20 protein-coding genes are annotated in these 18297 nt (G+C 69.4%); 6 read left to right on the forward strand and 14 right to left on the reverse strand.

What is annotated here, in order from left to right; genetic code table 11:
- Window positions 1–10: 10 nt before the first annotated feature.
- Window positions 11–1423: a DHA2 family efflux MFS transporter permease subunit gene (locus ACIP5Y_RS11080; protein WP_400349616.1), complete on the reverse strand. Its 1413-nt coding sequence runs from the start codon at window positions 1421–1423 to the stop codon at window positions 11–13.
- Window positions 1424–1521: 98 nt separating this feature from the next.
- Here ACIP5Y_RS11080 and ACIP5Y_RS11085 point away from each other — a divergent pair, with 98 nt between their 5' ends.
- Window positions 1522–2199, forward strand: coding sequence for a TetR/AcrR family transcriptional regulator (locus ACIP5Y_RS11085; RefSeq protein ID WP_400349617.1), 678 nt, complete (start codon window positions 1522–1524; stop codon window positions 2197–2199).
- An 18-nt stretch (window positions 2200–2217) separates the two neighbouring features.
- Here ACIP5Y_RS11085 and ACIP5Y_RS11090 read toward each other — a convergent pair whose 3' ends face one another.
- A complete protein-coding gene (locus ACIP5Y_RS11090) occupies window positions 2218–2667 on the reverse strand; it encodes a hypothetical protein (RefSeq protein ID WP_400349618.1) in 450 nt (149 codons plus the stop codon).
- Between the two features lie 149 nt (window positions 2668–2816).
- Between ACIP5Y_RS11090 and ACIP5Y_RS11095 the strand changes: the two genes are divergently transcribed.
- Complete coding sequence (locus ACIP5Y_RS11095) at window positions 2817–3467, forward strand: zinc ribbon domain-containing protein (protein ID WP_400349619.1); 651 nt, start codon at window positions 2817–2819, stop codon at window positions 3465–3467.
- Here the strand turns inward: ACIP5Y_RS11095 and ACIP5Y_RS11100 are convergent, their stop codons facing one another.
- Both ACIP5Y_RS11100 and ACIP5Y_RS11105 read right to left on the reverse strand, forming a co-directional pair.
- Window positions 3468–4802 (reverse strand): serine hydrolase domain-containing protein, encoded by a 1335-nt coding sequence (locus tag ACIP5Y_RS11100; RefSeq protein ID WP_400349620.1) that lies wholly within the window; start codon window positions 4800–4802, stop codon window positions 3468–3470.
- A gap of 99 nt (window positions 4803–4901) precedes the next feature.
- Window positions 4902–5708, reverse strand: a complete 807-nt coding sequence (locus ACIP5Y_RS11105; protein ID WP_400349621.1) for an amidohydrolase family protein — start codon at window positions 5706–5708, stop codon at window positions 4902–4904.
- Window positions 5709–5813: 105 nt separating this feature from the next.
- Here ACIP5Y_RS11105 and ACIP5Y_RS11110 point away from each other — a divergent pair, with 105 nt between their 5' ends.
- Window positions 5814–6419 carry a TetR/AcrR family transcriptional regulator gene (locus tag ACIP5Y_RS11110; RefSeq protein ID WP_400349622.1) on the forward strand — a complete coding sequence of 202 codons (606 nt, stop codon included), beginning with the start codon at window positions 5814–5816 and terminating at the stop codon, window positions 6417–6419.
- Here ACIP5Y_RS11110 and ACIP5Y_RS11115 read toward each other — a convergent pair.
- The 6 genes from ACIP5Y_RS11115 to ACIP5Y_RS11140 all read right to left on the reverse strand — a co-directional run bounded on the left by ACIP5Y_RS11115 (window position 6416) and on the right by ACIP5Y_RS11140 (window position 12874).
- Window positions 6416–6703 (reverse strand): antibiotic biosynthesis monooxygenase family protein, encoded by a 288-nt coding sequence (locus ACIP5Y_RS11115; protein WP_400349623.1) that lies wholly within the window; start codon window positions 6701–6703, stop codon window positions 6416–6418. The two genes, ACIP5Y_RS11110 and ACIP5Y_RS11115, sit on opposite strands and share 4 nt — an antisense overlap.
- Window positions 6704–6861: 158 nt before the next feature.
- On the reverse strand, window positions 6862–7368 hold the full coding sequence (locus ACIP5Y_RS11120; RefSeq protein WP_400349624.1) for a nuclear transport factor 2 family protein: 507 nt from the start codon (window positions 7366–7368) through the stop codon (window positions 6862–6864).
- 80 nt (window positions 7369–7448) lie between these two features.
- Window positions 7449–8732: a hypothetical protein gene (locus ACIP5Y_RS11125; protein ID WP_400349625.1), complete on the reverse strand. Its 1284-nt coding sequence runs from the start codon at window positions 8730–8732 to the stop codon at window positions 7449–7451.
- The gene (locus tag ACIP5Y_RS11130) at window positions 8729–10246 is read right to left on the reverse strand and encodes a tetratricopeptide repeat protein (protein WP_400349626.1); all 1518 of its coding nucleotides are present in this window, start codon (window positions 10244–10246) and stop codon (window positions 8729–8731) included. Before ACIP5Y_RS11130 ends, ACIP5Y_RS11125 begins: the two co-directional genes overlap by 4 nt.
- A 1-nt stretch (window position 10247) precedes the next feature.
- The gene (locus ACIP5Y_RS11135) at window positions 10248–11390 is read right to left on the reverse strand and encodes a hypothetical protein (RefSeq protein ID WP_400349627.1); all 1143 of its coding nucleotides are present in this window, start codon (window positions 11388–11390) and stop codon (window positions 10248–10250) included.
- Window positions 11387–12874, reverse strand: coding sequence for a hypothetical protein (locus ACIP5Y_RS11140; protein ID WP_400351236.1), 1488 nt, complete (start codon window positions 12872–12874; stop codon window positions 11387–11389). Before ACIP5Y_RS11140 ends, ACIP5Y_RS11135 begins: the two co-directional genes overlap by 4 nt.
- Before the next feature lie 148 nt (window positions 12875–13022).
- Here ACIP5Y_RS11140 and ACIP5Y_RS11145 point away from each other — a divergent pair, with 148 nt between their 5' ends.
- Together ACIP5Y_RS11145 and ACIP5Y_RS11150 are read left to right on the forward strand one after the other, a co-directional pair.
- On the forward strand, window positions 13023–13601 hold the full coding sequence (locus ACIP5Y_RS11145) for a lipoprotein LpqH (protein WP_400349628.1): 579 nt from the start codon (window positions 13023–13025) through the stop codon (window positions 13599–13601).
- A 110-nt stretch (window positions 13602–13711) separates the two neighbouring features.
- Entirely contained in the window at window positions 13712–14497 is a 786-nt protein-coding gene (locus tag ACIP5Y_RS11150; protein WP_400349629.1) for a hypothetical protein, read from the forward strand.
- Between the two features lie 18 nt (window positions 14498–14515).
- Here the strand turns inward: ACIP5Y_RS11150 and ACIP5Y_RS11155 are convergent, their stop codons facing one another.
- Window positions 14516–15997: a sodium:solute symporter gene (locus ACIP5Y_RS11155; protein ID WP_400349630.1), complete on the reverse strand. Its 1482-nt coding sequence runs from the start codon at window positions 15995–15997 to the stop codon at window positions 14516–14518.
- Complete coding sequence (locus ACIP5Y_RS11160; protein ID WP_400349631.1) at window positions 15994–16290, reverse strand: DUF3311 domain-containing protein; 297 nt, start codon at window positions 16288–16290, stop codon at window positions 15994–15996. The genes ACIP5Y_RS11155 and ACIP5Y_RS11160 overlap by 4 nt, the downstream gene beginning before the upstream one ends.
- A gap of 66 nt (window positions 16291–16356) precedes the next feature.
- Between ACIP5Y_RS11160 and ACIP5Y_RS11165 the strand changes: the two genes are divergently transcribed.
- Window positions 16357–17526 carry an alpha/beta hydrolase family protein gene (locus ACIP5Y_RS11165; RefSeq protein ID WP_400349632.1) on the forward strand — a complete coding sequence of 390 codons (1170 nt, stop codon included), beginning with the start codon at window positions 16357–16359 and terminating at the stop codon, window positions 17524–17526.
- A gap of 19 nt (window positions 17527–17545) precedes the next feature.
- On the opposite strand, the gene ACIP5Y_RS11170 is transcribed toward ACIP5Y_RS11165, so the two are convergent.
- Window positions 17546–17926: a cupin domain-containing protein gene (locus ACIP5Y_RS11170; protein WP_400349633.1), complete on the reverse strand. Its 381-nt coding sequence runs from the start codon at window positions 17924–17926 to the stop codon at window positions 17546–17548.
- 105 nt (window positions 17927–18031) lie between these two features.
- Window positions 18032–18241 (reverse strand): hypothetical protein, encoded by a 210-nt coding sequence (locus ACIP5Y_RS11175; protein ID WP_400349634.1) that lies wholly within the window; start codon window positions 18239–18241, stop codon window positions 18032–18034.
- Window positions 18242–18297: the final 56 nt, after the last annotated feature.

Here is an 18297-nt window from a genome sequence, read left to right on the forward strand (position 1 = left end):
CGGAACTCCCTCAGCCAGTGCGGCTGCCGCCCCGCAGTGCGAGTATCGAAGCGGGAAGCAGCGCGATGATCGCGGCGGCCAGCACCCAGGCGAAGGCCGTGGTGAAGGCGTCCGCTGCCCGGCCGGCGCCCGCTGTCCGCAGTCCCTGCTGCAGGACGACGACGAACACGGCCGTGCCGATGGATCCGCCGATGCGCTGCATGATGTTGAGTTGCGGTGTGGCGTCGGCCATTCGGTCCGGGCTCAGGTTCTCGAGCGCGGCCGTCATGGCGGGGGTGGCGGCCAGGCCGATGCCGAGACCGCGCGCGATCATGGCGAGGGCCAGGAGCCAGTACGAACTGTCGTCGGCCAGGAAGAGGAACGGCACGGTAGCTGCCACACCCAGCGCGGCGCCGAGCAGACAGGTCCGGGCGCCGATTCGTTCGTAGAGCCGCGCGGACAGCACCATGGCTACCGCTGCGCCGATGCCCTGCGGCGCCAACAGCATTCCGGTGTGCGCCGCATCCTGGTGGCGTACCAGTTGAAAGTACAAGGGCAGCAGGATCATTGCGCCGAAGGTCACCGCGCCGAGGACCAGGGTGGTGACCGCGGCGGATGCGAAGACCCGGTCACGCCAGAGCCCGAGGTCGAGGACCGGGTGGTGGGAGCGGAGTCCGTGGACGGCGAACAGTGCGAGGGAGGCCGTTCCGGCGAGCAATGGAACGAGCACCCGGGCGCCGGTCACACTGTCCGTGCCCGCCTGGGCCAGGCCGTAGGTGATCCCGACCGTTCCGAGTGAGATCAAGGCCAGCCCGCGGACATCCAGGGGGCCGGCCGCTTCCCGCGGTCCGTCGGCGGGCAACAGCCGCAGGGCCAGCACCAGGCCGAGCACGCCGAATGGGAGGTTGATCAGGAAGATCCATTGCCATCCGGCGTATTCCAGCAGCAGACCGCCGACGGTGGGCCCGATGACCGGAGTCAGGACCATCGGAATGCCCGCGGCCACCATGGCTCTCGCCATGCCCGCCCGCCCGGCGGCGAGGACCAGGATCAGCTGCCCGGCCGGAATCATCAGTCCCGCACCGGCACCCTGCACGATCCGCGCGGTGATCAATAGGCCGAGACTGCCGGCCAGGCCGCAGCCCAGCGAGGCGAGTGTGAAGGCCGCCAGCGCGGCCACATAGAGCCGGCGGGGCCCCACGCGCCGCGCCGCCCATCCGCTGAGCGGCAGCACGGCGACCTGTGCGAGCAGGTAGGCGGTGACGACCCATCCGATCGCGTCGAGCGTGCAACCGAGCGCGGCGGCCAGGGATTTCAGCGCGACATTGACGATGGTGGCATCGAGAAAAGCGAGCACCGCGCCGATCAGTACGACGACGACGGCCCGGCGTGCCTGCGGGCTCAGCCCGCTGGTCACGCCGTCGGAAACGTTGGAAGCAGTCACCTTTCGAAGTGTCATCCACTCGGGTGAAAGTGTCAACCAAACGGATGACAAAGTAGACGAACGGATGACCCAGTCATCCACACCGATAAACTGTCCGGATGGCAACCGAGCCCGTCCACCCGCCGGAACCGTCCCCCACAGTTCCGTCCCGCAGCCCACGTCGCGCCCCCAGCTCAGACGACCGCCGGCGCGATGCCGAACGCTCCCGCCAGGCGCTGCTGGACGCGGCGCTGGACGAGTTCGCCGCGAAGGGTTTCGACGGTGCCCGCGTCCAGGACATCGCCGCCCGCGCGGGCGTGAACAAACAACTCATCGCCTACTACTTCGGCGGCAAAGAGGGCTTGTACCAAGAGATTCAACGCCACTGGCCGGAAGCCGAGGCCGAACGAGCGGACCCGGACCTCCCCCTGGCCGACACCGCCGCCCAATACCTGACCGCCGCCCTCGCCGACCCGCGTCCGGCCCGTCTGGTGGTGTGGCGCGGATTGACCGGCGCCGGAACGGATTCCGACTACCTCGAGGACGCAGCCAACGTCGAAACCGATCTCACCAACCTGCGCCGCGCCCAGCAGCGCGGCGAGATCGCCCCCGACCTGGATCCGGCCTTCGTCCGGATGGCCGTGATGAGCATGGTCCTGGCTCCCCTCATGCTGCCCGACGCAGCCGTGCGCGCCGCCGGAATGGAGCCCGGCTCACCGGAATTCGAGGACTACTACCGCACCCAACTACGCACCCTGATCCGCCGTTTGGGCGATGGCGAGGAGACGGGGCGATGAGCCTTGCCCGTCTCGTTGTCAGAAGGCGCGGCGTTCGCGCGGGGTGAGGAGGCAGAGCAGGGCTACGAGCAGGCCGCCGCCGACCAGCCAGAGACCCCAGGTGTTGTTGCCGAGCAGGTGAGCCGTGTCATTGCGCAGCTGGCTGTCGAAGCGATCGTCCAGGCGCCAGGCGAGGATACCGAGACCGATCAGGCCGGCCAGGACGCCGAGGCCGCCGATCGGGCGGAATCCGGTGAGGGCCGAGATGAGGATGGCTGCGGCTACGCAGACCAGTCCGAGGGCGAGGGAGTTCTGGAAGGCGACCGAGTGGCCGTGGATCTGGTCGAGGGTCTGCCCGGGGGCGAATCCGTTTCGCAGGTCGTCCCATTGGACATTCCGGGCGTCGACCGTACCCACTAACGGGCCGAAGGTGCCGACCGCGACCACGATGGCGCAGATCAGGAGGAGCAGATGCACGAAAGTTCGCATACTCCACGGTAGGCGAAACTATCGAGCGACAACTCCTCGTGTTGCGAAGTGCTCGAGCCCTACGATATGAACCTGACGAATCGCGGTCCGGGGGGCTCCGGGCAGCCCGTTCACAGAGTTCCGTTCAGCCGCAAAGGAATCAGTCAGCCATGTCCGAGCCGGTCGTGTTCACCAGCTACTACTCCGATGAATCCAACGAGGACGGGTTCCAGTGGGAGTTCCACTGCGATCGCTGCCGCAGCGTCTACCGGTCGCCGTTCGAGCAGAACTACTTCTCGCGCGGGCGTGGCGCCCTGCGTGTCCTGCGGGACCTGTTCGGTGATCAGGTGAAGGCCATCGACAAGTTGTCCAATGCCGCCGACAGCTACTCCAACCATTGGGGCGGTTCGGCTTCCGGTACCAAGGACAAGGCGTTCGCGCGCGCGGTCGAGCAGGTGAAGGGCGACTTCCGGTTGTGCGGCGGCTGCGGTTCCTGGGCGTGCGCGAGCAACTGCTGGAACGAGCAGGTCGGCCAGTGCACCCAGTGTTCGCCGCAGGTGCAGCATCAGATCGCGCAGGCGCAGGCCGATGCGCGCGGGTCGCAGATCCGGGAGGCGGCCTACCAGCAGAACTGGGTGCAGCAGACCGATATCGCGACCCCGGCCCGGGTGACCTGTCCGACCTGCGGTTCGAACACTCAGGGCGGCAAGTTCTGTGGCGCCTGCGGTACGGCGCTGGCGCTCACCTCGAACTGCGGTGTCTGTGGGCATCAGGTGCAGGTGGGGTCGGCGTTCTGCTCCAATTGCGGCCGCCCGCAGTAGCTAACGGATTCCCGGCGTGCGTGGGTCATTGCCCACGCAGCCGAGGATGAAGCAGCCCGGCGGCCAGTCGCCGAAGGGTGCGTAGAGCGGTTTGCCGAGGCATTGGAACAGACCGCAGCCCGGATAGGCCATGGGTCCGAGGCCGAGTGCGGACAGCGTGGCGTCCGGGTTGGTGAGCATGGGGTCGAGGATGCTGACGTCCGGGTGCGGGACGTACGGTCCGGGATCGGGCAGGGGCGGCTGCAGGAAGGCGCGGGTCAGGGCGCGGAAGACGTCGTGCGGAAAGCTCACGGAGCCACCGGGAATCGTCACGCCGGTCCAGCTGACCAGCAGTCCGAGGCTGGGCACGATGAAGTTGTCCTGCCGCATCATGCCCGACATCTGGAAGGTGTCGGACGGTAGTCCGGGGAACAGGGAGTCGCAGCCGGGGCCGTTGACGGTGAACAGGAATCCGTAGCAGGTGTTGGCGTCGACCGGGGCGACCGCCTGTTTCAGGTAGTCCGGCGAGATCACCCGAATCCCGTGCCAGTCACCGTCGTTCACCAGCAGCAGTCCGAGTTTGGCGTAGTCGTCGGGCGGCATCACCAGGTGGGCGTGGCCGTAGGTATTGCCGCTGCGGTCGCGCGCCCAGTGATAGTCGGTGGGTTCGATGCCCAAGGGGGAGAACAGGTGCTGTTGCGCGAAGGCTTGGATGTCCTCCCCCACCGCCTGCTGGATCACGTAGGCGAGCAGGTCGACGGCGCGCTGACTGTACTGCCAGACCTGGCCCTGCGGGTGCACGATCGGCATGCCGAGCGCCTGGGCCACGATGTTCGGGTCCAGGTTGGCGAGTCCGGTGATGCCTTCGGAGGCGACGGCGACTTCCATGCCGGAGGTCTCGTTGAGCAGGCTGCGGACGGTGATCGCGCGGTGGCCGGCGTCGCCGAGGCCGGGGGGCAGGTATTTGTCGATCGGATCGTCGACGTGCAGTTTGCCCTGGTCGACGGCGATGCCGGCCACCATGGCGACCACGCTCTTGGTGCCGCTCCACAGGTTCCAGGCGACGCCGCCCGCGCGCTGATTGTTGGGGCCGCCGGCGACCAGGCAGTTGTTGCGGAAGATCTGCAGGGTGAACCGGGTCGGGTCGGAGGCGAAGCCGACCGCGCTCTGCAGGGCCGCGGGGTCGAGGCCTTCCTCTTGGGGGGTGGCGGTTTCCGGCTGCCTGCCGTCATTGACTTGGCAGTGTTTCAATCCGTCGGATGCCTCGGGCACCGCGGCGTTCGCGCCGGATACCCCCAGCAAGGCAATGGTGGCCGCCATGATCGCCACCACCATGCCTGTCACGACACGAGTCACGTAACCCTCCTCCTGAACCTTCGTCCAGGACATCGGAGAACGCTTGCGGCCGTTATCTTTCCGTGACCCCCAACTTATCGGGGCGGTGTCTTTCGGGGCTCATACGCCGTCGAGCACGCCGCGCCGGCTGAGCAGGCGAGCGGCGTTCTCCTCGAACACCAATCGGCGCACGCCGGGGTCCGATACCGCGGCTTCGACGGTGTGCCGCGCGGCCACCACGTCACCGTAGGGCGTGTTCGATCCGAACAGGCACTGCTCGGGCACCGTGCGGGCCGCCGCGCGCACCGCGAAAGTCTGCAGGGCACTGGACAGGTCGAGATACAGGTTGGGACGATCCTCGGCCAGATCCACCAGATCGAGGGCATGCAGCCCGCCGAGCGCCCCGACGATGAGCGGTACGGACGGATAGCGTTCGGCCAGCTCACGATAGGTGCGCAGATCGTCGATCGTATTGGGCGCGAAGCCGTGGGTGAGCACGGGAACGCCGCCGTGCTCCGCGACCGCCGCCAGCACGGGCTCGATAGCGGCCGCGCGGCCGGGCGCGGGCGTGAGTTCACCGATACCGGCGACGCCCGGCCGGGTCAGGTGGTCAGCCACCCATTCCCGGATGCGCCCGGCCTCGAGGTGCAGCGGCACCGAGACGAAGGCGATGGTCTCCGCCGGATGCTCCGCGACCGCCCGCAGCAGGTCCGCGATCGCGTTCCGGAAGCGTTCCTCCGGTAGCGGCCCACCGCTGATAACCGTTGTGACACGGGCGAATTCGGCCCGCAACTCCGTATTCGTGGTGGCGGCCTCGGGATGTACGCTGCTGGGCAGCAATACGGTGCGGGTCACGCCCGCGACGCGGGCGCGGGCCAGCTGGGCGGGGAGGTCGACGGTGAGGTGCGCGTGGATGTCGATGGTCATGAAGGATCCTTTCGCCGGTTCCTGACCACGCGACGCTAGACCTTGACATCGGTGTCAAGGTCAAGCGCCGGACAGCCCGGCGGAGCGCCTCGCTAGGCTCGACGGGTGACAGCACGACAGCAAGGAGGCCGGGCGGCGCACGCCGAGGCACGGCGCGAGGCCATTCTGGAGGCCGCCATGAACGTGATAGCCGAACGCGGCTATCGCGCCACCTCCCTGGCGGCGGTGGCCGAACGCGTCGGCCTGACCCAGCCCGGTGTGCTGCACTATTTCCCGAGCAAGGAACACCTGCTGGTGGGTGTGCTGGAGGCGCGGGACCGCTGGGATACCGCCGCCTTCCTCACGGAATCGACCAAGGCCACGCTCTCCCATGTCGAGCAGATCGTCGAGTTCAATACCGAACGGCCCGGCGTGGTGCAGACTTTCACCGCGCTCGCCGGGGAGAGCACCACGGGTGACAATCATCCGGCGCGCGAGTTCTTCACCACGCGGTACGCCAATCTGCGCGCGGCCTTCACCGCCATGCTGCGCGCCGAGTACGGCGATGAGCTGCCCGGTGGCCTCACCCCGGAACGGGCCGCCCCCTTGCTGATCGCCGTGATGGACGGTTTGCAGATCCAATGGCTGCTGTCGCCCGACGAGGTCGATATGACGGCCGCGTTCCGGGATTTCGTGACGCTCATCTCGGGTGGCGACCGCAGCACGCCCTAGAGCAGGACGGGTCCCGCGAGCGCCGCCCCGGCCGTGCGGAGGAATCCGGCGGCCATGATCGCGGCGACGGTTTCGCGGTAGCTGTCGGAGGCTTCGAGGGCGGCGACCTCCTCGGGCCCGGCCCAGGCGGTGACCACCGTGCAGTCCGCGCCGTCGCGCAGGAAGGTGCAGCCGCGGAAACCCTTGTGCGAGCGGAACATCGGCAGTGAACGTTCCTGGGCGAAGCGTTCGTACTCCGCCGCCAGGGCGGGGTCTATCTCGGCTCTCCAGACGCGGAGAATCATCGGATCGTCAACCTTCCCAGAATGTTCCGGTCAGCCCGACCGAGCGGAAGTACTCGGCGGCCTGCGCCGGATGCCGCCGTACGTATCCGGCGTCGATGTTCACGCGGGGCGTCCTCCTGTGCCGTCCTATGCACATGATGCCCCGCCGGCCGGGTCCGTCAGCCGAGATCGAGATCGGCGGGGAGACCGGACTGGTGGAGCACGTCGGCCAGGTTGTAGTAGTCGTCATCGGTCACGATCTCCTTGCCGCGCATCTTCAGGACGGCGACGGCGGGCACGGAGAAGGGCTTGGGCGCTCCGGCCAGCTGCCCGGTGAAGGTCCAGCTGATGGCCACCTGGTCGGCTGTGCCGAAGGCATTGTCGACCTTTATGTTCGCGCCCTGCACGAACTGGTGGGTGTTGATCGCCCACTGGGCGATGCCGTCCCGGCCGTTGTAGGTGCGGCCGAAGGCATGGTCGCTGTAGCGGGCACCGTCCTGGGTGAACAGGCCGGCCAAGTGCTGCGGGTTGCTGTCCTTCCAGGCGGCCCCCCAGTCGGCGGCGATGGCGGGCGTCCCCTCGGCCTTGGGCTTGTCGGAATCGCATGCGGCCAGTACGGCTGTCGCGGTGAGGCCGAGTGCGACGGCGGCGGCGATGGTGCGGGCGGTGGTTGCTTCTCGTTTCATGCGATAAGCGTCGCGTTCGGGCCGGGTCGCTCGCGTCGGTAGTTTTCGCCTACCCACCGCCGCGGGTCACCGTTTCGCGGTCAGCGGGTGTCGACGGTGGCGAAGGCGGCCCAGAGCAGTGGCGAGTGCTGGATCTCGCCGGATTCCCGCCAGGCGGCCAATTGGCTGCGCTGCCAGTCGTTCAGGGCCGGGATGGGGGCGGGCAGGTCATGGGCGGCGTCGATGGCGCAGACCGCGTCCTGGAGGGGGTGGATGTGCGCGGGTGCGCCGCCGAGGCGCTGGAAGGCCAGGTCGGTGGGGAGCGGCCAGCGGCCGGCGGTCACCAGTTCGGCGCCGCCGGTGATCATGGCGGCGATCAGGCCCAGCGGTTCGGCGAAGCGCAGGTCGCCGCCGCTCTCGCAGGCGATCAGGGCGACGCGGCTGGGGATCGGCCACAGTTGCGGGCCGGTGCGCGGGTCGTCGGTCAGAGTGTGGGTGCCGAGCAGCAGGTCGCGGGCGGAGAGTGGGCGGTGATCCCGTTGCGGCGCGGCGAAACCCGGGGTCGCGGCGGGGCAGGCGAGGTGCAGGGTGGCGGAGTCGCTGTGGCCGGACGTGGGTGGTGCGGCGGTCACGTGGCCGACGTACAGCAGGCGGGATGCGCCCGCGCACAGGACCTTCGACAGCCAGTCGCGGTCGACGTCGGTGCGGCGGAAGGCCTCCAGGGGATCATCGACCCGCGGCACCAGCCGGTCCGCGGCGGCGTGACCGGCCACCAGGGCGGTCAGCGGGGCGTCGGCGCTCATGCGGCCGAGAACCGATCCGAGCGCGGAATCGGCGCGGAAGCCGGGGATTCGGGGATCCAGGATGGCCACCACCGGAAGCTCGCCGGTGTCCGGCCAGGAGCGCCCGATCCGGGCCGGGGCGTGCACGATGCCGGTCGGCGCGAGCACGCTCAGATCCGCGATATCGAGCAGGCGCAGTTCGGGATCCGGGGCCAGCAGTTCCCAGGGCAACTGCGCGACGCGGGGTGACGGCTGGATGCGCAGGTGCGGGCGGATGCCCTGTAGATACAGTTCATGCAATTGCTCCGCCAGGCGGTACGGCAGGAAGGTCGACGAAAGCGATTGCGCCAGCGTGTTTTCCGACTCGGGTGCGGCCAGTTCGCCGGTGGTGAGGGCGGATTCCAAGCCGCCCGGGCGGCCGGGGGCGGGTAGCGCGGCGTCGAACCTGCGCACCGCCGTGGCCACCTCGTCCTCGGAGACGAGGCCGACGCCGGGCGGTGCGCTGTCGTCCGCCCAGCGCCAGCTGACGAAGAGGTCTCCGGCGTCGGCCATCCGGATGTACGCGGTGGGTTGCGCATTCGGGCCGGAGCGCGGGGTGGTCATGCGGGGATCACCCGATCGTCGCGGAGGCGGCGGCCGTAGCGCTGTTCGGCGGCAGCGATCCAGGTATCCAGGGCGATGCGGCCGTCGGGTGGGACGGCCACCCGGGGCGGTGGGGTCACCGGCAGACCGGCGCCGGCCGCGACCGCCGCGAGTGCGGTGCCCAGTTGCAGGGCGTCGCTCAGGGGCGCCGAGCTGACCAGCGGCGGGTCGATGGATTCGGGCAGGTCGACGTGTGCCCGGCCGTTGGCGGCCACTTGCTCGAGATCCAATGTCGTGCCCGCGCAGAGGGTTTCGATGAGGTCGATGAGCAGGGTCGCGTCGCCCGCCTGATAGGCGTAGCGGAAGGCCAGCCGCAGGGCGGGGTCCGCCATGCGGCGGTTCCAGTTCTCGCGCTGCGCGCCGTCGGGGAGTTCGTAGCGCACCGCGTCGAGGGCGATCGCCGAGGTCACGGCGAGATCCACTGCACGGGAAAGTATTCCAGGATCCGATTCCACGAGTGGTTCCAATAGTCCGGCATGCCAGAAGTCGAGCTGCGCGCAGTGCAGGCCGAGTCCGTGTTCGAGGTAGGTCGAGCGCGCGGCGGTCAGATCGGATTCGCCGTCGTCGAATCGTCCGGCGGCGAATGCCACTGTGGCCGAGCGCATTCGGACGTCGGCGGCGTCGATGACCGCGCCGGACTCCTCGAAACGGGTGAGCGCCTGCCGGTAGCGGTCGCTCGCCACCCGGGTATCGCCTCGATGCTCGGCGATGAATCCGGTGATCTTCCAGCCGATTCCGGCGCGGTAGGCGGCGCCGCCGGTCTCGAAGTGTTCCTGCGAGCGCAGCAGCAGCGGTTCGGCCTCGTCGAAACGCCCGGCGCGGGTGAACATGAGGGCCAGGTTCTGCTGTGTCTCCGCGACGCCGTCGACGTCTCCGGCCGCTTCGAAGGCGGCGAGACTCTGCCCCGCGAAGTCCTCCGCGAGTTCCCACCGGCCCGTCTCGAAGTGCGCCGCGGCCAGATTCATGAGCGCGTGGCCCGCCTGTTCGGGCGCGAATCGCCGTGCCGCGTCGAGTGATTCATTGGCCAGCTCGATGGCGACCGCCCACTGCTGCCGATGCATCGCCACGGCGGTGGCCGATACCAGGGTGGCGAACCGCAGCTCGGGTGACGCGCCGTCGGCGGACAACAGCAGTCGCGCCTCCTCCAGCGCCGCCTGCGCTCCGTCCAGATCTCCCAGATGCTGTTGTGCCTGTGACAATCCGATCAAGGCGCCCGGCCGCATGCGCGGGGCGTCCGCGGGCATCAGGTCCAGGGCTTCCCGATATCGCCGCACCGCCTCGGCATGCTCGCCGAGGTGATCGGTGACGGTGGCGGCGTTCACCATCGCGCACACCCGCAGATCCCCGGTCTCGATCCCCACCGCCCGCTCGAAAAGCTCCAGTGCCTCCCGCAATTCGCCCCGCCCCACCGCCTCGGCGCCGGCCTGCAACAGCCCCGACCCGTCCCCCGTTTCGCCACCGACCACAACAGCCATCTCAGAAGTCCGAATCCTCGGCGGCCGCAGCGATTTCCGCGAGCAATGGCGCATCGAACCCGGCATCGGCCTCGGTCCCCGCCGCCGCCCGCAACCGCCCCGCCGCGAATTCCCGCACCCGCCGCCGGACTTCCCTTGCGATCGCCGCGCTTTCGACCTCGTCCGGCGGACTCGGCCGGGCCGCGGCATCGGCGTCACCGGCGCCATCGGCGTCGGGCTCGCCTGCTGCGGGCGAAGGGAATTCGCCCTCGGGCCGAGCGGCTGTCGGGATCTCCCCGGGGCCGAAGCCGGGTAGGTGGATGTGGAAGTGGACGGCGGATTCGGCTCCGGGGGCCGGGGTTTCGCCGGTCCAGGCGCCAGGGGTGGGGGTCAAGGGGGTTTCTGTGGTGCCGGTGGGGGTTTCGATGCGGACCCAGGGGCGGAGGTGGGCGGGGATGGCGGTGGGGGTGCCGGGGGCGGTGGCGGCGCTGATCGCGACGGTGGTGGCGCCGGCGGCGCGGATGACCTGCCAGGAGATGGCGCGTTCGGAGGCGTCGAGCAGGCCGGGCGGGCAGTGGCGCCAGTCCCAGCCGGTGGCGCCGCGGGCGAGGACGAGGGCGCCGGGCCGCTGGGTGGGGTCGCCGGCGGCGAGGGCGTAATCCGCAGCGCGGGGGAAGATTTCGATGGGGGCGGGCGAGGGGGCGAGCAGGGCGTCGGCGCCGGCCACGAGGATGTCGCATTCCTCGGTGAGGTCGGCGATCTCGCGGTCGAGCAGGCCCTGGTCGAGGGGTGGGATGCCGTCCAGGGTGGAGGCGGGCCACCAGCGGGAGGCCCAGTGCGCGTAGGCGAGTCGCCAGGCGCTGACGGCGAGCGCGGGCACCGCCGGGTCGACGGCGGATTCCGCCGTGCCGCCGTCCTCGAGGGCCAGGGCCACGGTCTCGCCGTAGAGGGCCCAGATCCATTCCTGCGCGAGCTCTGCATCGTCGATGATCGCGGCCGGAGTCAGCTTGCGGTCCAGCACATTCCAGCTCAGATGCCCGCCGGCCACTTCGAGCACCATGACATTCGCGCCGGCCGCCACGTCCAGCACGGTCACCCCGCCGCCGGGCACGATGCCCTGCAATCCCGCCCCGAAGCCGCGAATCGCCACCGCCGAGTTCGTCATCCCGCCCTCGATTCCAATGGGTCGAGTTCGGCCGCGACGGCGGTGATGGCCAGGGCGCGTTTGACCCGCATGCGGTGGTCGAGGATGACCGAGCGGGCGACGCCGTCGAGCACGTCCCAGAGCTCGGCGGTCGCGTACACGGGGATCTCGCGGACATCGCGCCCGTGCAGGCGGGCCCACAACCGGCGGATGTAGGGCCGCCACGGCGCCTGGAGATCGACCGCGATGGCGGCGAGCGGCCCGGCCACGCCGTCGGATGCGCGCGCGCCGTCCGGCTGTACCGTCATCCGGCGCGCCTGCAGCACATAGGCTTCGCGCTGCCAGCGCGAATTGATCAGGCGCGCAGCCGCATTGCCGCCGCCGAGCGAGCTGCCGTCAGCGGTCGGGTCGCTACCGCCGATCACATCGTCGCGGAGCGCGTTGCCGCCGGCCGGACCACCCACACCCGCTGGACCACCCACACCCGCCGGACCACCCACACCCGCCGAGCCGTCTGCACCCGCCGAGCCGGCCGGACCGCCTGCTCCGGCCGCGTTGCCCCTGGCGATGGGGCGCAGTTCGAGGGCGAGGGTCACGCCCGCCGCGGCGGCGATGCGCAGGGATTCGTCGAGCAGGGCCCAGGGTGCGCAGGATCTGGCGATTTCGGCGTTCACCAGTTCGGGGATGACGGGCAGGTCGGCGCGTTCGGTGGTGGCCTGCAGGACGGTGAACACGCGCTCGTGGATGGTGCGGTCGAGGGGCAGGCCGAGGCTGGCTTTGGAGGCCGAGTCGCCGAGCTGCGGCGGCAGCGGGAGGGCGTGCAGGGTGAGGCCGAGTTCCTGGGCGGTGATCGTATTGCCGTTGCGCCACAGGCGGATTCCGGTGTGGGTGCCGATGCGGGCGTCGGCCAGGTCGTCCAGGTCGACGCCGGGTTCGGGGCTGCCGAGGCGTTCGGCGGCGCAGGCGTTCAGCAGCGCGGTGAGGGCGGCGGTGTGCGCGGGGGTTTCGGTGAGCGGGCGGCGGCGCCAGGCGGTGTGGATGAGCTCGCTCAGTTCGCGGGCGCGGGCCGGGTCGGCGAGGTATTCCTTGAGCACCTGGGTGGTGCGCCCGGCGGTGAGGTCGTGGATCTCGCGCAGGGCGGCCTCGGCGGTGGCGCGGTCCCGGATCGGGTCGGGCAGGCCGGCGCGGGTGGCGAGTTCGAAGCAGCGCTGGAAGTAGAGGTCCTGGGCATTGCCCTCGGTGATGCGCAGTGCCCGCCTGGTCTGTTTGAGCAGGTTGAACCAGGCGGCGGTGGCGCGCAATACGTCGGCGGCGGCATTGATGCGCGCGGTGAGCAGCGCGGCCCCGTCGAAGGTGAGAATGGATCCGGCGCAGAGGGGATGCTGCACGGGCCGGATGACCAGCGGGTCGAGGATGAGTTTCACGGTGCGGCGCAAGGGCCCGCCGTGTGGGCCGCTGAGTGCCTCGACGCCGTCGAGGCGCCGCCACACCTCATCCAGCACCATCGCTCTCGGCCGTCGCATTTGCCCAGATTACTGCAGGTGAGAGGGCTGCGCGCGCGGAAAGTTGGGATCGGTAGGACGTCCGGTTCTTTTTACGGTTCTGGTATCGGTTCCACCCGGCGAACCGAATGAGCAGGACAAGGGAAAGATCATGAACACCAAGTCGATTCGCCTGGCCACCACCGCAGCCGTGGCCGGCACCGCCGCCGTCGCCCTGCTGGTCACCGGTTGCTCCAGCAACTCCTCGAGCAGCCCGGCCGGTACCACCTCCGCCGCCCCCGTCAGCGCCACTCTGACCTCCGCCCCGGCCTCGTCCGCCGCCAAGGATGCCCCCGCCGCGGGCGGCTCCTCGGCCACCGTCGGCGGCAAGGCGATCACCGCCAACTTCACCACCACCTGCGCCAAGCAGGGCGGCAACCTGGCGCTGGCCCTCACCGACAACTCCAATTCGACCTACGGCACGCTCAGTGTGAGCGCCACCCTCACCGGCGGCAGCACCGTGCAGGCGGTCGGCATCGCGGGCACCAAGGGCGGCTCGAACGGCGCGGCCTACGCGGTCGGCTACGGCAATGGCGTGCCCGGCGGATCCGCGACGGTCACCAAGACCGGCAACACCTACGAGGTGAAGGGCACCGGTGTCGGCGCGGTGGACATGTCCAATCCGATGGCGGGCCCGCAGAACGAGAGCTTCGACATCACCTTCGCGTGCACCACGATCGTCGGCGCCTGACATTCGACCGCCCCGGGCGCCGAACGGCGGCCCCTGACCCCGCTCATGTCCTCGTCCGGGCGTGAGCGGGTCCGATTCCCTTCCGCCTCCGGATCTTTCGAGGAAACACCATGAAGAACAACATCCGCATCGCCGCCGTCGCCTTCCTGGTGCTGGGCGTGGGCTACTACTTCTGGCACGGGCTGACGTCCGACGACATGCTGCCGTGGGTGGGGTGGCAGATGGGCTTGCCGATCGCCGCCCTCACGGTGGTGCCGATCGCTTTCGCGTTCACCGGTGACGGCATCCTGTCGGCGCTGACCGGCAATAACAGCTCCGCCTACCGCAATGCCCTGGTGGGCCTGGGCACCATCGAATCCTTTGCGCAGACCGGCGTTTACCTCAATGAGCAGCCACAGGTGAAGATCGCCTTCCGGGTGGAGGGCGCGCACGGCGAGACGTTCCCGGCGCAGGCCAGGATGATCGTGCCGCTGACCGAGCTGGCGTTGCTGCGCCCCGGCGTGGTGCTGCCGGTCCGGTATCTGCCCGAGCGGCCCGGCCGGGTCGAGGTGGATATGTCGGGCGATACCGCCGCGGCGCAGGAAGCCATGAACCAGGCCATGATTCGCAAGGGTTTCACCACCCGGGCCAAGCTGGATATCGCCCGGCGCGGTATCGCGGCGCAGGCGGTGGTGCGGTCGCTGTCGGTACCCGGCGAGATCCGCGACGGCCACACCCGGGTGAATCTGGAACTGGTGGTCACCCGCCCCGATAACAGCACCTTCGCGACGCATATGGACAAGTTCCTGCAGCCGGCCCTGGTGTCGCGGGTGCAGGTGGGCCGGATCGTCCAGGTGCACTATCTGCCCGAGAACGAGCAGGAGGTGGTGCTGTCGCTCCCGGTCAATGCCGGATGATGGGCAGCACAACGGATTTCACAGACGAATAGGCGAGTGCTCCCGAGGGCGCTCGCCTTTTTCGTGCCCGCTGCGCGGCAGCGCGTACGAGACGGTCGCGGCGACAACGATATTCGCGGCCAGTGCGATCAGGCCGCCGTTCAGGCCGAACAGGGGATCACGGCCGAGCGCGTGCAGGATCAGCACGATGGCGGTGCCGGCGAAGAGCCCCGCCGCGACGCCCGGCGTGGTGAGCCGCCGCCAATACAGTCCCAGCAGCACCGCCGGAACCAGTTGCGCCATGCCCTCGTAGGACAGCACCGAGAGATTCACCAGCGCTTCGGGATACAGCAGCGCGCCGCCCAGGGCGACCGCACCGACCACGAAGCACACCAGCTGGGCCAGTCCCCGTTGCCGATCCGCCGACGCGCCCCGCCCTCCGCGCAAGCCGCCGCCGAGAATCGTTCTGCCCCAGAGGGTTCCGATCGACACCAGGAACACGCTCATGGGCACGATGGCCGACAACGCACCGGCGATGCCGATCACCGCCACCACCGGCGACGGCAGCGAATCGGTCACCAGCGAGTACAGCGCCAGATCCGGATTCGACAGGTGCGGAACCACGAACAGCGCCGCCGCGCCGATAGCCATGGGAATCACCAGCAGCAACTGATACCACGGCAACAGCATCGAATTCCGGCGCAGTGCGGTCGGATTCGCCGCGGACAGATAGCCGGCCACCGTGGTCGGGAAGATGCCGATGGTCACCGCATTGAGCACGATGGTCGACACGAACCACGCCGATCCGAAGGTGCCGCCGCCCGCGCCCGGGAAGGTCAGCCACTGCGGTTTCTCCGCGACCAGCCGGTTCAGCAGTTCGCCGGGTCCGTCGAAGTAGTGCCAGGGCACGTAGACGGCGAGGAACACGATCGACAGCACGGCCAGCCCGTCCTTGAGCACGCTGACCCACGCCGAGCCGCGCAGGCCCGAGGCCAGCACGAAGGCCTCGGCCACCACGAACGACACCACCGCGGCGACCTTCAGATCGACGGCGTCGTACGACATGGCATGCACCACCACGCCCATGCCCTGGATCTGCAGCTGCACATACGGCACCAGGAAGACCGTGCAGATCACCGCGACGGCGAAACCCAGTGGGCGGGAGCCGAATCGGTGCTCGGCGATATCGGCGATGGACATCAGCCGGTGCCGCGCACAGTAGGTCCAGATGAGCGGCGCGAGGAAGTAGGCGGCCACCAGACCGGTGCTCAGGTACGCGATCAGGTAGAAGATCGGCACGCCGTACCGGTAGGACCAGCCGGCCGCGCCGAGGAACGAGAAGCTGGTGTACGACTCGCCCGCCATCAGCAGCAGGACGAACAGGGTGCCGAGGCCCCGGCCGGAGATCGACCATTCCGAGATGGATCGTTCGCGGCCGCGGCCCGACAGCACGCCGATCACCACGGCCGCGAACATGGCGACCGCGAACAGCGATACCGCGACGACCGCCCGGCCGGTCACGAAAGCTCCTCCGCGGCATCGTCGTTGCCGTCCGCGGGGACGAATTCCGCGGCCCCGGTCCGATAGGCCGGATCGAACCGTGCCACCAGCGCGACCAGCGGTCCCGTCAAGGCCGTGACCACCAGCAGGTAGCAGACGAGGAACGGGATCCCCGCGATGCGCGGCTCGATGCGGTTGGCCACCACGGGCGCAAGCAGATACAGCACCCCCGGCAGGGCCAGCAGCCACAGCACGGGTCCGCGCCGGCGGAGCGGCAGGGCCGAGCCGGGTCCGGATGGTGGAATTTCGGCCATGGTCCACGCCTTTCGGTGAAAGTCCGAAGATCGACTATAGGATGAGCCATCGGCAGGAGGATGATCATGGCGATGCGATCGGTTCTCGGGTTGACGGCGTATATGCGGCGCGCCGCGCTCGCGCTGGGAGCGGTGGGGTGTGCCGTCACGCTCGGATTCTTCGGCGTGCCCGGGACGGCCGCAGCCACCGACGTGGGCCAGCTCGACGGGGTCGAATTACTGGATCCGGCATGGTCGTTCACCGCGGCGAACGGGTCGTTCGGGTTCACCTATATGACGCTGGATCAGCGCGGCGCCCCGGCGCGGGCCACCGCGGCGCTGTACGTGCCGCCCGGGCTGCCGCCGCAGGGCGGCTGGCCGCTGGTGGTGTGGGCGCACGGCACGGTCGGGGTGGGCAATGATTGCGCGCCGTCGCATCATCCGCAGTCGGACCGGAACCGCACCTATTTCAACCGGATTCTGGACAGCGGGTACGCGGTGGTGGCTCCCGACTATCAGGGGCTGGGGACGGGCGGGAACTTCAGCTACTACAACACGGACGTGGAGAGCGGCTCGATCCTGAACGCGGTGACGGCCATTCGCACGCTGCCGCTGCCGCTGTCCCACCGCTGGGTGCTGATCGGCCAGTCCGAAGGCGCGCACGCGGTGATGAGCGCCGCCTCGCGCTACGGCTACAACGGCAATGCCGGTCCCGCCGGCGGTCTGCAGGGCGTGATCGCCACCGGCCTGCGCACGGATCCGGCCGCGAGCCTGCGAGACATGTTCCGCCGCAACTCGACCGGTTCCGGAAACCAGGTCGGCTACGCGGGCTACTACCTCGCGGCCCTGGAGGACCGCACGCCCGGCAGCGTTCTCCCGTACCTGACCGACTTCGGCCGCGATTACGTGCGCAAGGCTGCCACCGAATGCCTTTCGGCCCTGGTGGCCGATGCCGGCGGTCAGCGTCCCGCGGCCCTGGTCACCGACCCGGACGCCCCCACCCCGACCTTCGAAGCTGACATCCGGGCCCTGACCGGTTTCCAGGAGGATCGCCTCCCCACGGATGTCATGATCGGCTACGGGACCGATGACATCGACGTCCCGCCGACCCACACCGAAAGCTACGGCGACACACTGCAATCCATCAACAAGCCGATCACCGTAGCCGTCCACAGCTATCCCGGCCAGGATCACAGCGGCGCTTTCCTCGCCTCCCTCCCCGACGCACTGTCCTTCCTGCAGACCCACCTGCGCTGACTCGTTCAGGCGGGCACGGTCATTCAGGCTCCGGGAAAGACGGGTATTCGGCGTCCGTCACGACCTCGGCGAACTCCGCCCGCCTCCCGTCCTCCGGGAGCTCCTCTATCGCCAGATGAGTCATCGAGGTGGTGGGCGTCGCGCCGTGCCAATGCCACTCGCCCGCCTCGATCCGAACGGTGTCACCCTTTCGGATGGTCTCGACCGGTCCGCCCCGCCGCTGCACGAACCCCGTGCCCTCGGTCACCACCAGTACCTGACCGATCGGATGGTGGTGCCAACGGGTACGAGCGCCGGGCGCGAAGTGCACGCTGTCGACCTGCGTCCGCGACGGGCTGTCCGGGGCGGCGAGTTCTTCGATACGAGCGTCGCCGGTGATCCACTCGTCCGAAGCAGGCACGCCAGTGCGAGGACCGCGCGATATGAGCATGTTCCGAACTTCCTTCAATCCTCTTGTGGCCCTCGACGATCAACGTCCGAGCGCGAAGCATGTCGGTGCGCGCTGTCAAACCGCTGGCAGCCGCCGCCAGTTCTCGGGCGGAGTGGTCAGTATGGCCTCGGTGAGTGCGTCGAGCCGGCGAGCGGCGGCGGGGTCCAGGGTGGACAGCGCGAGGTCCAGGCGGCGGTCGCGGTCGACCGCGGTGAGCGGCGCCTGCGGCGTTTCGGGGCCAGGCGATTGGCCGCCAGTACCAGGGGACGACGATTTACAAAGCATACGATCGTACGTATGATCTACCTCATCCATGATGCGAGCGCGAAACCTATTCGGCG

Origin of the sequence: Nocardia sp. NPDC088792 (assembly GCF_044750615.1) — a bacterium.
Taxonomy (GTDB): Bacteria; Actinomycetota; Actinomycetes; order Mycobacteriales; family Mycobacteriaceae; genus Nocardia.